The organism is Pseudoalteromonas sp. BDTF-M6 (genome assembly GCF_018334135.1).
GTDB lineage: Bacteria > Pseudomonadota > Gammaproteobacteria > Enterobacterales > Alteromonadaceae > Pseudoalteromonas.
In genome coordinates, this window is record NZ_JAGXTQ010000003.1 from 512,884 (window position 1) to 526,559 (window position 13,676).

The 13,676-nt window shown below is 52.7% G+C and carries 12 protein-coding genes; 8 read left to right on the plus strand and 4 right to left on the minus strand.

The genetic code is table 11. The features are described 5' to 3' along the window. The first annotated feature begins 16 nt into the window (after nucleotides 1–16). Nucleotides 17–382: a DUF1232 domain-containing protein gene (locus KD147_RS16945; protein WP_283247834.1), complete on the plus strand. Its 366-nt coding sequence runs from the start codon at nucleotides 17–19 to the stop codon at nucleotides 380–382. Here the strand turns inward: KD147_RS16945 and KD147_RS09480 are convergent. Then, a complete protein-coding gene (locus tag KD147_RS09480; protein ID WP_212547665.1) occupies nucleotides 379–3,204 on the minus strand; it encodes an FAD-binding and (Fe-S)-binding domain-containing protein in 2,826 nt (941 codons plus the stop codon). The two genes, KD147_RS16945 and KD147_RS09480, sit on opposite strands and share 4 nt — an antisense overlap. Nucleotides 3,205–3,505: 301 nt before the next feature. Between KD147_RS09480 and KD147_RS09485 the strand changes: the two genes are divergently transcribed. The 5 genes from KD147_RS09485 to KD147_RS09505 are packed head-to-tail and all read left to right on the plus strand — an operon-like array spanning nucleotide 3,506 to nucleotide 8,605. Continuing rightward, nucleotides 3,506–5,311 carry a glycoside hydrolase family 3 protein gene (locus KD147_RS09485; RefSeq protein ID WP_212547666.1) on the plus strand — a complete coding sequence of 602 codons (1,806 nt, stop codon included), beginning with the start codon at nucleotides 3,506–3,508 and terminating at the stop codon, nucleotides 5,309–5,311. A gap of 50 nt (nucleotides 5,312–5,361) precedes the next feature. After that, nucleotides 5,362–6,156: a putative hydro-lyase gene (locus tag KD147_RS09490; protein ID WP_212547667.1), complete on the plus strand. Its 795-nt coding sequence runs from the start codon at nucleotides 5,362–5,364 to the stop codon at nucleotides 6,154–6,156. 8 nt (nucleotides 6,157–6,164) lie between these two features. Further along, nucleotides 6,165–6,893 carry a 5-oxoprolinase subunit PxpA gene (locus KD147_RS09495; protein ID WP_212547668.1) on the plus strand — a complete coding sequence of 243 codons (729 nt, stop codon included), beginning with the start codon at nucleotides 6,165–6,167 and terminating at the stop codon, nucleotides 6,891–6,893. Then, a complete protein-coding gene (locus KD147_RS09500) occupies nucleotides 6,881–7,738 on the plus strand; it encodes a glutamate cyclase domain-containing protein (protein WP_105189295.1) in 858 nt (285 codons plus the stop codon). Before KD147_RS09495 ends, KD147_RS09500 begins: the two co-directional genes overlap by 13 nt. A 9-nt stretch (nucleotides 7,739–7,747) precedes the next feature. Beyond that, a complete protein-coding gene (locus KD147_RS09505) occupies nucleotides 7,748–8,605 on the plus strand; it encodes an aminotransferase class IV (protein WP_105254358.1) in 858 nt (285 codons plus the stop codon). Nucleotides 8,606–8,633: 28 nt separating this feature from the next. On the opposite strand, the gene KD147_RS09510 is transcribed toward KD147_RS09505, so the two are convergent. Both KD147_RS09510 and KD147_RS09515 read right to left on the minus strand, forming a co-directional pair. Then, complete coding sequence (locus KD147_RS09510) at nucleotides 8,634–9,023, minus strand: hypothetical protein (protein ID WP_105254357.1); 390 nt, start codon at nucleotides 9,021–9,023, stop codon at nucleotides 8,634–8,636. Further along, a complete protein-coding gene (locus KD147_RS09515) occupies nucleotides 9,017–9,385 on the minus strand; it encodes a hypothetical protein (RefSeq protein WP_199883024.1) in 369 nt (122 codons plus the stop codon). Before KD147_RS09515 ends, KD147_RS09510 begins: the two co-directional genes overlap by 7 nt. Before the next feature lie 251 nt (nucleotides 9,386–9,636). Between KD147_RS09515 and KD147_RS09520 the strand changes: the two genes are divergently transcribed. Further along, nucleotides 9,637–11,133 carry a dipeptidase gene (locus KD147_RS09520; protein WP_502710226.1) on the plus strand — a complete coding sequence of 499 codons (1,497 nt, stop codon included), beginning with the start codon at nucleotides 9,637–9,639 and terminating at the stop codon, nucleotides 11,131–11,133. A 58-nt stretch (nucleotides 11,134–11,191) separates the two neighbouring features. On the opposite strand, the gene KD147_RS09525 is transcribed toward KD147_RS09520, so the two are convergent. Beyond that, nucleotides 11,192–11,503, minus strand: a complete 312-nt coding sequence (locus tag KD147_RS09525; protein WP_212547670.1) for a monooxygenase — start codon at nucleotides 11,501–11,503, stop codon at nucleotides 11,192–11,194. 213 nt (nucleotides 11,504–11,716) lie between these two features. Between KD147_RS09525 and KD147_RS09530 the strand changes: the two genes are divergently transcribed. Beyond that, a complete protein-coding gene (locus KD147_RS09530; RefSeq protein ID WP_212547671.1) occupies nucleotides 11,717–13,645 on the plus strand; it encodes a hypothetical protein in 1,929 nt (642 codons plus the stop codon). The last annotated feature ends 31 nt before the right edge of the window (nucleotides 13,646–13,676 follow it).

Sequence of the window (13,676 nt, forward strand, 5' to 3'; positions counted from 1 at the left end):
CGTTGGAGGGGATGCAATGAACAAGAGAACCTATACATCACAGCGCTGCAAAGCCTCAAAGGCAGGAGTCACGAAGACTACGCCAAGCTGGTTTTTTGATCGACTGCACGCGACCCTAACACGGGCCTTGCTTTTGTATTATGCCATCCGCGGCGATAAGTGCACACTGATACATCGCCTCGCACTCGTTACAACTATGGCCTATACCCTCTTTCCTTACGATCTCTTGGCCGACACCAGCCCCATGCCAGGTTTACTCGACGATGCCTTGCTGCTCACGGCCGCGGCCATTTCCCTGCTCGGGTGCATCGACGCCAGAATTAAAATTATCGCCGGGCTTAAAGCCCACCAATTGCTGCTTAAGGCTCACTCCCTCGTCTAGCTAGCGAGTGCCGCCGCTCGCTCATCCAACAAAGCCAGCAGGGAAGAGAAGATCACTCCACTGTGCCTTGTTAGGCCAATCTCACAGGTGCGGCTATTTGAATAACCCACCGAGCATCCCTTGGGTTTATTGGCGCTCACATGGCGCAGCGCGTGCTCATTTAACTGCGGATGAGTAAAGCCCTTATCGCCGGCAAATCCGCAACAACTGACCTCAGTGGTACTCACCTTGGAGCTCAACGCCCTGGCCAGGGTTAGCATGGCGACACCGCCATCTAAGTGCTGCGAGCTACAGGTAATGTGCAGCCACAGCGGCTCGCTGCTGGGTTCAATGGCCAGACGGGGTAGCAAGTATTCGCACGCAAAACCCATACTATCGAGCACCCGAGCGCCGCCCAGCTCCTGAGGCTGACTTTGTAGGGCACAGGGACTGGCGTCTATAACCACGGGCCAGCGTCCGCCCTCACTCAGCCGTGCTATGGTTTGTTGCAACTGCTGTTGTTTTTGCATCGCCACCTCACTTAAGCCACGACTTTGCCATGGCATGCCGCAGCATAACTCGGTGACCTCCTCGGGTATAACCAGGCTTAGTCCCGCCTTGTCGCACAGCCTTTGCAGCCTTTGCTGTATACTCGGCTCGGCGGCGTTCGCAAAAATGCGGTTAGCGCAACTGGGCACATAAACCACTTTATCCCTGGCCTCGCCGCCATTGACCTTGACGCGTCTCTGCTCGGTGTGTTGCGCCTCGGGCCAGGCGCTGTAGTAAAGTGGTGTACCGAAGCGCCTTTGTAATTGGGCACTAAAACCTTCAAGCCGCTGCGCACCCAGGAGTCTGGCGCTGAGATGAGCGCCGCGCACGCCCACTCGGGCTAAGGCACTGGTCATGGCAAAGTGGTTTGCCGTCCAATTGGCGATTTTAGTGATCACCGGCTTGGCGTTCATCTGCTTGACGCGCAATGATTTAATATAGGCTCCGGTGTCAATTCCTACCGGGCAGCGGGTGGCACACAAGCCAGTGGCGGCGCAGCTGTCGATGGCCAGATGTTGATAGCCCTGCTGCACCGCAAAGAGACGGCCAACGGCATCAGGATGCGTGGGTCGTTCATCAAGTAACTGCTGCTCGTGTCGTTTTAGGCTGATACGCTGGCGCGGCGTTAAGGTGTATTCCTTGGATGGGCACACCGGCTCACAAAAGCCACATTCGATGCATTTATCGATTTGTATATCGCTGGCAGGCATGGTTTTAACATGCTGGAGATGAGCGCGGGGATCCCCGTTGATGATCACGCCCGGGTTAAGAATCCCCTGCTTATCAAACAATTGCTTAATTTGCTGCATCACCGCGTAGCCTTCGTCGCCCCACTCGAGCGCGACAAAGGGAGCCATGTTGCGCCCGGTGCCATGCTCCGCCTTCAAAGAGCCTTTTAATTCAACCGCCACCAGGTGCGCCACATCGGCCATAAACTCATCATAGCGCTGGAGCTGCTCTGGGCTGTCAAAGGCCTGGGTAAAGACAAAATGCAGATTACCGGCCAGGGCATGGCCAAAAATAATGGCCTCGCTGTACCCGTGTTTATCAAACAATTGATGCAGCGCCTTAATGCCCCGGCTTAAATCCGCCAGCGCAAAGGCCACATCTTCGATGATCACCGTGGTCCCCGTTTCGCGCACCGCCCCCACCGCAGGGAAGGTGCCCTTACGCACATTCCATAGAGCCTGCGCCAGCTCGATATCATCGCTCAGGGGATAGTGATGCACGAGCTGCGATTGATATTGCGCCAAGATAGCATTCACCGCGTTATCAAGTTCGTCGAGGGCCTGCTGATTTTCACCGCTAATCTCTATTAATAAAGCGGTGGCCTCAGAGGGGAAATCGGCGACATTTTGTGGCATCACCGCATGCTGCTGCACCGAGAGTAGCGCCCGTTTATCGAGCATTTCTACGGCGGCGATGGGCAAGGCGCTCAGCTGTTCAATCAGCACACAAGCGCTATCCACATCCGCAAAGGTAAACAGGCCTGTGCGTTTAAAGGCGGGCTCAACGACCGTGTTATAGGTAATGTTGGCAATAAAGCCAAGAGTCCCTTCCGAGCCTATCATCAGGTGTTTGATGATCTCTATGCCGTCATGGTGATCCACCAGGGCATTAAGGCCATACCCCGTGGTATTTTTTAAGCGGTATTTATGCGCAATGCGAGTGCTTAACGCCTCGTTTTCGCGCACACGCTGCGCCAGTTGCTCAAGGGCGGTGAGCAAATCTTTGTGACTTTGTCGAAACGCCGCCTTGGAGTTTTTATCGGCGGTATCCAGATAGCTGCCATCGGCAAAGATAATCGCCATGTCTTTGAGGGTATGGTAGCTATTGTGTTTGACACCACAGCACATGCCCGAGGCATTATTGGCAGCAATACCACCTATTTTACAGCTGTTTATCGACGCCGGATCCGGGCCAATTTTCCGCCCATAGGGAGCCAAAATGCGATTCACCCGCGCACCGATTAACGAGGGCGACAGGCTGATCCAACTGCCGTCCTCGGCCACCTTATAGTCTTGCCAATCATCGCTCAGCAATACCAGCACACTGTCGCTAATAGCCTGCCCGGAAAGGCTTGTGCCAGCGGCCCTAAAGGTTATCGCCAACCGGTTTTCGGCAGCGCTTACCACCACCTTCTGAACCTGTTCGGCGCTTTTGACCAAGACCACGCACTGGGGAGTTAAGCGATAAAAGCTGGCGTCTGTGCCCAGGGCATAACGCAAGGCATAATCGGTGATCACTTGCTCGCGACCAAGGACGGCGGTCATGGCATCAATGAAGGCTTCCATAGCCCTAGGAGACTCTGACATAATGAGGCAATAGCTGATACGTGATTGCCCTAGCATAGCTTGGAATAAAATATTATTAAACTCGTATTCGCAAATTAGGGGATACCCACAAAGAATAGAAGATGTTAGCTGAGAAATAGGCGAGTTTAAGGCCTTGTGTTTACGCCATTGCTCACTATAAAATCATGAATACTTTATTCCAAGGGAGCTCGCCATGATTTTCCGCCGCTTAACGAGTGCGTTGGCGCTTCGCCTGCAACCAAACAGACTAACCAAATTCGCCATTTTAGGATGTGTATTTATGAGTGCATCTAGCCTAGCCGCCCCAGCGCTGACGCTAAAACAGCAAATCGGCCAAAAACTCATGCTGGATTTTCGCTATTACTGTGAGGATAAGGATATTAACAGCGCCCGCTGTCGCACCCCCATGACCTCCTTACCCCAGCCTTTGGCCAAGCTCATTACAGAGCAGCAAATAGGCGGCGTGATCCTGTTCGCAGAAAACCTTGAAAGCAGCGAGCAAATGGTTAAGTTAACGCAACAGTTGCAACAGGCGGCGCAACAAAGCGAGCTCGGTGCTCCGCTGTTTATCAGCATAGATCAGGAAGGTGGTCGAGTGGCCCGGATCCCTCGGGATTTAGGCACGGCCATGACCGGTAATATGTCCATTGGCGCCACCTATGCGCGCCATGGCACCGACTTTGCCCGCCGCAGTGCTGAAATCATCGCCAGTGAACTCCGTGCCGTGGGCATTAACCTAAACTATGCCCCCACGGTCGATGTGAATATGAACCCGGATAACCCGGTGATCAATGTCCGTTCCTTCGGTGAAGACCCGCAACTTGTGGCCGAACTTGGAGGTGCTCAGGTCGACGCCTACCAGGAACAACAGGTAATAGCCGCATTAAAGCATTTTCCCGGTCATGGCGATACCAATGTAGACAGCCACACGGGTTTACCACGCGTAGCACATGATAAGGAGCAGGTGATGGCTCAGGATCTTGCCCCCTTTAAACGCATTATCGATGCCGGTCATGCGCCGGGGATGATCATGACCGCCCATATTCAATATCCGGCGCTGGACAACTCCACCTTTGTCAGCAAGGATGGCGATACCATGATCAAACCGGCCACCATGTCCCGAGCCATTATGACCGACTTGCTACGCACTGAACTCGGTTATAACGGTGTAACCATCACGGACGCCCTGGATATGGCCGGGATCAGTCACTTTTTTAGCGCCGAAGACGCCGTTATCAACACCTTTAAGGCCGGTGTGGATATTGCCCTGATGCCCATTGCCGTGCGTAACCAGGGAGATATCGCCAAACTTTCGGCGCTGATCGATGCCGTTGCCAAGGCGGTGCAAACGGGCGATCTGGATGCAGGTGAATTTAGCCAATCGGCAGCCCGGGTGATGGCGCTCAAGGCCAGCTATCAATTGCTGCCAGAACACCATAGGGATCTGGGCAAACAGCAGGCCCTGGCCAAACAAGTGCTTGGCAACGCCAAACACCGCGCCACTGAGGCTGAGCTTGCCAGCGCGGCAATAACAGATATCAAAAATGGCAAGCACACCGCTTCTCTGCTCAAGGGTGCCAAAAGCGTGGCCATTATTATGCCCGACACCCGCAAGTGCATGGCCCTGGAACAAGCGCTGCAGGGACAGCTCACCGACATCCAATTTCACTGCCTGAGCCTGCAAGGTCATGATCCTGCTAAGGCACAGGCGCTAATTAAAGAGGTTGATCTGGTTATTGCCGGTAATGCCAGCCCGGCACAAAGTGCCGTGGAAATTGGCGGTATGGATGACGGCGACGCCATTGCCCAGTTTGCCCTGAGTCAGGCGCAGCAGCCCGAAGCCTTAGAGCGCTTATTAAAGCAGGCGAAACAAACGCACAAGCCTACGGTATTTGTCAGTTTGCGCGCCCCCTACGACATCGCCCGTTTTGGCCACTATGCCGATGCTATACTGGCTACCTACGCCTATAACATAGACGTGGATGAGGGCGAGAAGGTACAAGGCCCGGCCTTTAGTGCCCTGGCCAAGGTGCTGCTCGGAGAGCAAACCCCACGCGGGCAATTACCTGTTACTATTAAGCAATAACTTAAGCGCTTGGGCTTTTCCGAGTGCACGAACCGATAAGGCGTATGAAAATGGATGCCAATGCCTCGCTACACACCCCCGCGGATATCCGCAGGTTGATCCGCGCCGGTGATTACACCGGCCATACCTCGGGCTTTGCACCGGGCTTTGTACAAGCAAACCTGGTAATTTTGCCGCAAAAATACGCCTATGACTTTTTGCGCTTTTGTCAGGCCAACCCCAAATCCTGTCCCTTGCTGGGACAAACCGAGACGGGTGCGGTGAGCCTCAAGGCGCTGGCTGAGGATCTGGATATACGCACCGACCTGCCAAAATATCGGGTGTTTGAGCAAGGACAGTTGGTCAGCGAGCCAACCCAGGTTAATGATATATGGCGCGATGATCTGGTGAGCTTTTTAATCGGCTGCTCCTTTTCCTTTGAGGAAGCGCTGTTAGCCGACGGCATTGAAATCCGCAACATCAGCGAACATAAAAATGTGCCCATGTATATCACCAATCAAGCCTGTACCGGCGCCGGGCCTTTTGTCGGCAACCAGGTGGTAAGCATGCGCCCAATGACACCCAAAGACGCCATTCGTGCTATCCAGATATGTAGTCGCTACCCCAGTGTACACGGCGCGCCGGTGCATTTTGGCGAGCCCGCTGCGATTGGCATTAAGGATATCAATCGCCCCGACTTCGGCGAGGCGGTGACCATCAACGACGGTGAGGTGCCTGTATTTTGGGCCTGTGGCGTTACTCCTCAGGTGGCCATCAGCAATGCCCGCCCGGACTTTTGCATTACCCATAGCCCCGGGCATATGCTGATACTCGACATCAAAAATACCTCATTGGCAACCTTGTAGGAGGCACCATGTTACTGAACTGTGATTTAGGCGAGAGTTTTGGTAGTTGGACTATGGGCGAAGATGAATTGGCCATGGCCCATATCGACTTGGCCAATATTGCCTGTGGCTTTCATGGCGGTGATCCCCTGGTGATGCAACGCACCCTGGCGCTGGCCAAGCAACACGGGGTACATATTGGAGCTCACCCCAGCTACCCAGATCGGCAAGGCTTTGGCCGTCGCTCCATGGTGCTGAGCCCCACCGAGCTTATTGCCGATCTGCACTATCAAATCGCCGCCCTGGCCGGCATGGCCAAGGTACAAGGGCTGCAGCTGGAATATGTTAAACCCCATGGCGCCCTGTATAACGATATGATGGCCAAGGAGCAGATTTTTGTCTGTGTGCTGCAAGCCGTGGCTCAATACGACCCAAGCCTCAAATTGATGATTTTGGCGGGCAACAACTCCGAAAACTACCGTGAATTGGCCGATAAACAAGGCGTGAGCCTATTGTTTGAAGCCTTTGCCGATCGTCGTTACACCGATGCCGGCACCCTGATGCCGCGCAACCAGGCCGGTAGCGTGTTAACCAAAACCGAAATGTTAGTGCAGGTGCAACAACTGGTCAGTGACGGGACGGTGCAAACCGATGGCGGCAACACCTTGGCATTAAAAGCCGACACCCTGTGTGTCCACGGCGACAACCTGGAAGCGGTGAACGCCATTATCGAGATCCGCGCCTTATGTGTCCGCTAAACCCCGAGTTGCAGCTCAGTCGCCGCATCGAAGATCTCCTGGTAGCCCGAAATCTACGCGGCATGGCGCAGATACAACCGGCCTTGCAGCCAGGTTATGTGTATCGCAGCGCCCAGGCGCTGTATCAGGCCGAAGGCAAAATTCTGATCGGCACCGGCTTTTGGGTTGCCGGCACCTTTGAAACCGATGGCCCGGTTGGCGCCATTGCCCTGTATTTAGCACTGCAAAAGCTAGGTAAAGATCCGCTGCTGGTCTGTGGCAACCCCCTTTACAGCAAGCTGGCCGAAGATTTTAATTGTTTTGAGTTGCCCATCCACAATCTGACGCAGGCACAGTCTCTGGCCCAGCAGTATTTCGCCACCGAGCAGGTAGGCTGTGTGCTGTCCATAGAACGCCCGGGGCTCAATCAAGGCGGCGGCTATTGCAATATGCGCGGCGAGGATATTAGCCAAGGCTGTGCCAGTTTCGATCCCTTTGTCGAAACCGCACCGTGCCCCAGCATTGCTATCGGCGATGGCGGTAATGAAATCGGCATGGGTAAAGTGGCGTCGGCACTAAGCCAGTTGGCCATTACCCCCAGCGTGACCAGCTGCGATGAGTTGATTATTGCCGATGTCTCTAACTGGGGCGCCTATGGCTTAATCGCCTTTTTTTCCCTGTGGCAACGAGAAGACATGCTCGCAGCCATTGACCCGCAGCATTGGTTGGCGTATTTAAGCAAGCATGGCAGCGTCGATGGCGTCACCAAACGCAACGAGGCCACCGAAGACAGCCTGGATGCCACTCACGGGCAAGCTGTGATCACAGAATTACGACGGTTAACGGGCTTTTTGCCCACTGAATGAGGAAACACAATGAGCCAAGTGTATTTAAATGGCGACTATATGGCCCCCGAGGAGGCGAAGATCTCGCCCATGGATCGCGGCTTTCTCTTTGGCGATGGCATCTATGAGGTGATCCCCGCCTATCATGGCAAAATGCTTGGTTTTAATGCTCATATCGAGCGCATGCAACAGGGCTTGGCCGCCATCGAAATCGCCCTTGATTACAGCCCCGCGCAATGGCGAGAGATTTGCGAGACGCTGTTAAGCACAAATCCGGGGCCTAACCAGGGCATCTATCTGCACGTGAGCCGAGGCACCGACAGCAAGCGTAATCACGCCTACCCCAGCAACGTCGCGCCCACGGTATTTGCGTTTTGCTTTACCCTGCCCGGCGAGCCCAGCAAGGATGCCGATACGGCAACCAGCTACGAGGTCTCCCTGGAACAAGACCGACGTTGGCAGCGCTGTAATATCAAGTCCACCGCCCTGCTCGGTAATGTGATGCACTATCAAAGCGGCGCCCGGGTCGGTAACAAGGAAACCATTTTATATAACGCCCTGGGTGAGATCACCGAGGCCAGCTCCAGTAATGTCTTTATCGTTAAGGATGGGGTGATTGCCACGCCGCCACTGGACACGCAGATTCTCCCGGGGATCACCCGCTGGTTAATATTACAGATAGTACACAGTCACAGCGAACTGCGTATTGAAGAACGAGTAATAAGCAAGGACGAGCTGCTGAGCGCCGATGAGGTATGGATCACCTCGGCCACCAAAGAAGTGGGGCCGGTGCTTAAAGTCGACGGTAAACAAATAGGCCAGGGCCGACCCGGGCCCATGTGGCAACGAGTGCAAGGCCTCTTTAGCCAGCACAAATTCGATTATTAGAATTTAGTGACCAAGATAAACCGCCACTTCAACCCGGCGGTTTTTTTATGCTCCTTGGCCCTCCCAATAAGATGGCAACATGGCAGACACAAATAGCCATAAAAGCGCTCAGTCCCAAAGCGCCCCCATAACCATTTAGCTTAGGCACCAGGTATTGAAATAAAGGCGCAAAAATAATGGCCGAGCTGGTCAGGGTATAAAAACCGAAACGATGCGGCGCACTCATCCCGATAAAGGTGCCACCGAAAAATACCAGCGCATAGAGGTCGGGATTATCGCTAAACAGCCATAACAAGCCATAGGCAAAAATAGCCGACAAGGCCGACGCACGTATGGCATCAAAACGCCGACGTTGCGCCAACATATAAGTGCTTAGGGCGCCAAGCAGCGCCAGCAGAACAAACGCCAGGGTTACCATAGGCCCCCCCGGGTTAGCATAAACAGCGCCACGCTGACAAAGGCCACCCCACCGAGTTTACCGCCAAAGCCGGTAAACATATTTATGGTCAGTGCATATAAAGAGGTGCCGATCAAAGCCAGTAACGCTATATGCCAGTAACTACCGATCAACTCCGCCGAACACATGCCGGCAAAGCTACCGGCATAAACTGCCCCCCGAGGATGTGGACCAAAGGCCTGAGAAAGGGGTATAAAGCTGCCCAACAAGCCGGTGACACTGGCCGCCAACACCACGGGCACGGCAAATTGCGCATGCAATACAAAGCACAGCGTACAACCAACTAAAAAGGCCAGGTATTTAACAAAGAAGAATTTAACCATAGGCCTGATATGGTAAATAACTTTAGGCTTCGATGGTATCTATTTTCCCATTCGTATTCTCACCGATGCGTGTGTCAGGCAACACATTGGCGTCCTTCCAGCGACGCGCTAATGAAGGGGTTTAGAATGAACCTAAAGTAAAACGCAAAGATAATCAGACCCAAGATACGGTAAAAACTGGCATCGTCTCCAGTGCTAGCGTTACAATCTTGGTCGTTAACGCACATCAACATCAAGGAACAACATTGAAAATCTCTATTTTGGCCTCAGCCCTGGCGTTACTAAGCACATCGGCGCTGGCAGCAACGGTTAGCAGCGACAAAGATGCCGTGGCGCAGTACGCTCTCTCCCAGTACCAAGAAGCACAAATTCATACCCTGGAAAACCTGGTGTCTTTTCCCACCGTCAATACCGGCGACATCAAAGCGCCAAACAACCCGGTCTTTATCGGTTTCAAATCCTACTTAAAATTGAAGGCGGAACAATTTGGATTCGACTATCAGGATTTCGGCTACACGGTGCTCATTGGCATGGGTGAGCAACGCGACAAGGTGACCATAGTGACTCATGGCGACGTACAGCCAGCCGATGCCAGCAAATGGGCAAAGAGCCCGTTTGAGCTTGATAAAACCACCGAGCCAGGCAAGCTTATCGCTCGTGGCAGTGAAGACGACAAGGGCGCCATTGCCACCGCTTTATATGCCATGAAAGCCATAAAAGACAAGGACATAGAGCTTGATAACCGTATCGAGCTGATGGTTTACCTGGCTGAGGAGTCGGACTGGGGTCCGATCCGTGAGTTTATGACAACCTATGAGCAGCCCAAATATGCGGTCACCATAGACGCCAGCTACCCGGTGGTGGTGGCGGAAAAAGGCTGGAGCCTGATTGCCCCCACCTTTAGCGGCGCCAATCCAAACGACGGCTTGTATGCATCAAACCTTAAAGGCGGTGCCTTTGTCAGCCAAATTCCCGAAGACGCCAGTGTCATTGTGCATAACGCCGACGACCAGACTAAAACCCGACTCCAGCGCAATATCAGCGCCCTACAAGGCGTTAAGGTGTCCATGGTCGAGCAAGAAGACGGCCTGCATATTCGGGTAAAAGGCACGTCGGCACATTCATCGGAGCCGGAAGCGGGCGTTAACGCCATTGCTCATCTAGCCGCCATATTTGACGGTGTAGCCCTGGCTAAGAACAGCGATGGTCAGGCATTGATGTTTATTAACGAACTGATTGGCCTGGGCTTATACGGTAAGCAATTCGGTGATATCGCCTACGAGCACGATTTTATGGGTCCGATGACGGTGGCGCCTACGCTGCTAAACCGCGACGAGCAAAGTAACGACATCACATTGTCGGTGAACCTACGCCGCCCCATGGGCAAAGATGAAGCGCTTCTGGCCGAGCAAATCGATACTGCCCTAAAGATGTGGCAACAACAACACCAGGTGACCTTGAGCAATGTGGAAGTGGAAATTGGCACCCCCATGCTGCTTGATAATGCCCCCCATGCTCAGGCGCTGTTGGATATTTTCAAACACTACACAGGCGCTCAGGATGCCTCCTTTGTCTCCATCGGCGGCGGCACCAATGCCAAGCTGTTCGACAATGCCGTCTCCTTCGGCCCGTCAATGCCGGGCAAGCCTTACACCGGCCACTCGGAGCATGAATTTATTACCGAGGAGCAACTGGCACTCAACCTGAAAATGTACACTGCCATGATGCTCACCCTAGGCAAGATGTAACCACAAAAAAGCCCACGAAAGTGGGCTTTTTATATAAATTGTTGCCAATAACTGACTATTAGGCTGGGCCGATTGGTCCCTTATTAATCAGGGTGAGCGCTTGGTTAACATCAAATAGTTTGCCACGCACCTCACTAATACCCATCGCCTGCAAACGCGCACTGTGCATGTTTAGATAATTCCTGGCACTGGTTTCGTCCTTAAACAAGTAGATGCCGCCGCCTAACTGCTCTAGCTCACTTTCGGTCCAAATTTTCCAGATCATGCCCGGCTCATTATTAATAGATTTAGCCAGTTCAACCAGCTGATCCGTCATTTGCTGTCCATACGGGCCATTATATTGAAAGTCGACTTGCAGCAATTTTGCCATTCCAATGTCTCCATAACTGAATGCTTTATTAACTAATGGCGCATTTTCACCTATAAGAAATAGAAACAAAAGCCCGAGCCACTGGACCCACTCATCCGCTGTAAGCTTTGTTGGACAATCCCCTGTACATAGAGGATATAAGGTTGTTTTATAACCAAATTAGATTAACAATGGCGTTATGATGTCATGCTCAAATAGTAAGCAAGGAAAGCCATGAAAAAAACGATTTTGACCCTGGGGATGCTGGCTTTGGGAGGCCTTCTGGCCTATTTTTTTCTGCCGTCGGCGGATAAGCAACAAGCAATGCAGATAACTGAGGTTTCCGAAGAGAAAAATACGCAACAACAAAATGCTTCCCAAGGAAAAAAGAAGCCCACAAAGCGCTATGTTCCTGAGCCCTTTCCCGAGCAAACCCTGGATAGCGAGCTGTGTGAGAACTTAAAAGAGCTCTTTAATCAGCATCATTTTCAAAATCGTCAGCAGCTGGAGCTATTAGCCGCCCGCGCCTTAAAACAAGGCCATAGCCTGGACGATATTAGCCTAGCGCTGTGGGCCGCTGGCATGGATGCCAGAGCGCTTGTCTATTGGCACAATAGCACCGCAGCCTTGCAGGCAAGCCTCAAGCAGCGCACGGCCATTAAAAGTTACATTCAAAAAAATATCCCTGCCAACCCTCAAACGGAAGTTGAGACGGCCCAGGCCAGGGCCATGGCGTCTTTTATCGAGCGTCTTGACGAACTGCCAATGCAAATGCAGCAAGATAAACGCTTGCCTTCAAGCTTTCACATGGACTATCTCTACAGAAACACCTTAGCTCAACAAGGCCTGGAGGAGCTGATAATCGGTAATGTGCCGGCCTATGAGCTGGCGCAAAAAGTCAAAGACCTTATTTATGACGTGGACACCACCTTGGTGAACGACCCACAACTCACCCCGCTTAAAATTCCTTTCACTTCCTTGTTGATGCTGGGAAAAACCGAAGCGGCGGCCATGCTCAGTGAGCAATACCCTCTGGCTTTTCGCAATGATTCTTTGTTTATCAGTGACATGCAGCAGGTGGTGCTTGAACATATAGAAGCCTTTGGCAGCACATTGACCGACGCAGACGCCCTATCGCGACTGATTCAAGGCACACAGCTGGGGAGCAAACGCTACTATTATCACCGCCAGGGGCAACTGGCCATAGAGCGCGCTCCGAGCATATTAAGGCAATTGGGTATTCATATCGATATACACCCTTTAACCGAGCTACCAAGGGATAATGGCAGCACGCCATTAACGTTTGCAGCCCCCGATGCCTTGGATGCGCAGCAACAGGTGCAATTAGAGGCCTGCTCAGCGCGAAACACATGGTTTGAAGAACGAGAAAAGCCCATAAAGCAATGGCAAGAGTTCACCGACTCAGAGTTTGTTGAAGCGGTTACCCAATCGCCCGAATTTGACTACTGCCAAAGCCATAATGACAAGGAGATGGAGCTGTTTATCAATGACTCGGCGGCCCTGTTGATGAGCCTGGCGCAAAACAAACCCCTGTCCGAGCTGATGCGCCTGGAGCTGGATAATCTTAATTTGCCGCCCCTGTCCGAGCAGCAAAAAGCAGCCATGGGGATGTTTATCTCATCGATGGCGGTGCTTGATAACAAGCTTGCGCAGCAGGAGATAGTCAATAAACTCAGTAACGCCGGGTTGGCCCCCAGTATTGAAGCCTATCAGGTACTGACACAGTTTGCCGGCAGTAAAGAGCTGACCCTGTGGCTAAAGACCTTCTCTCATATCCCGGAGCAAACGGCCTTAGAGCTGGCCAACGCGGTCGCCGCCAAGGGGCATATAGCGCAATATAAACTGCTTGAGCCTTACTTGGGTGCAACTAATGGTGAGCGCTTAGACCCGCTGTATTTTGTGCTTAAAAACTATCGCTTAGATCACTATCTGCCGCCCGAGTCGGGAACCGAGAGACCTATCAATTACCGCCGATTTTTAGAGCACCTGAGGGATAACGGCGCCGAGATACAGCCTCACCACCGTCGCCTAATGATGAAAAACAGGTTTGAGCAGCCCGAAATATACCAGCATTTAATCACCCTACTGCCAGAGCTGGCGGTGAATAACAGTGACGGCTATTTCGCCGTCAGCTGCCAATAGTAAAACGAGTTAATAATAGCGAGGCTGATTC

Coding starts and splice junctions, on each gene's coding strand:
- KD147_RS16945 (WP_283247834.1), top strand. CDS start 17: ATGAACAAGAGAACCTATACATCACAGCGCTGCAAAGCCTCAAAGGCA.
- KD147_RS09515 (WP_199883024.1), bottom strand. CDS start 9,385: ATGGTTAAATTCTTCTTTGTTAAATACCTGGCCTTTTTAGTTGGTTGT.
- KD147_RS09500 (WP_105189295.1), top strand. CDS start 6,881: ATGTGTCCGCTAAACCCCGAGTTGCAGCTCAGTCGCCGCATCGAAGAT.
- KD147_RS09525 (WP_212547670.1), bottom strand. CDS start 11,503: ATGGCAAAATTGCTGCAAGTCGACTTTCAATATAATGGCCCGTATGGA.
- KD147_RS09490 (WP_212547667.1), top strand. CDS start 5,362: ATGGATGCCAATGCCTCGCTACACACCCCCGCGGATATCCGCAGGTTG.
- KD147_RS09510 (WP_105254357.1), bottom strand. CDS start 9,023: ATGGTAACCCTGGCGTTTGTTCTGCTGGCGCTGCTTGGCGCCCTAAGC.
- KD147_RS09530 (WP_212547671.1), top strand. CDS start 11,717: ATGAAAAAAACGATTTTGACCCTGGGGATGCTGGCTTTGGGAGGCCTT.
- KD147_RS09480 (WP_212547665.1), bottom strand. CDS start 3,204: ATGGAAGCCTTCATTGATGCCATGACCGCCGTCCTTGGTCGCGAGCAA.
- KD147_RS09505 (WP_105254358.1), top strand. CDS start 7,748: ATGAGCCAAGTGTATTTAAATGGCGACTATATGGCCCCCGAGGAGGCG.
- KD147_RS09495 (WP_212547668.1), top strand. CDS start 6,165: ATGTTACTGAACTGTGATTTAGGCGAGAGTTTTGGTAGTTGGACTATG.
- KD147_RS09485 (WP_212547666.1), top strand. CDS start 3,506: ATGAGTGCATCTAGCCTAGCCGCCCCAGCGCTGACGCTAAAACAGCAA.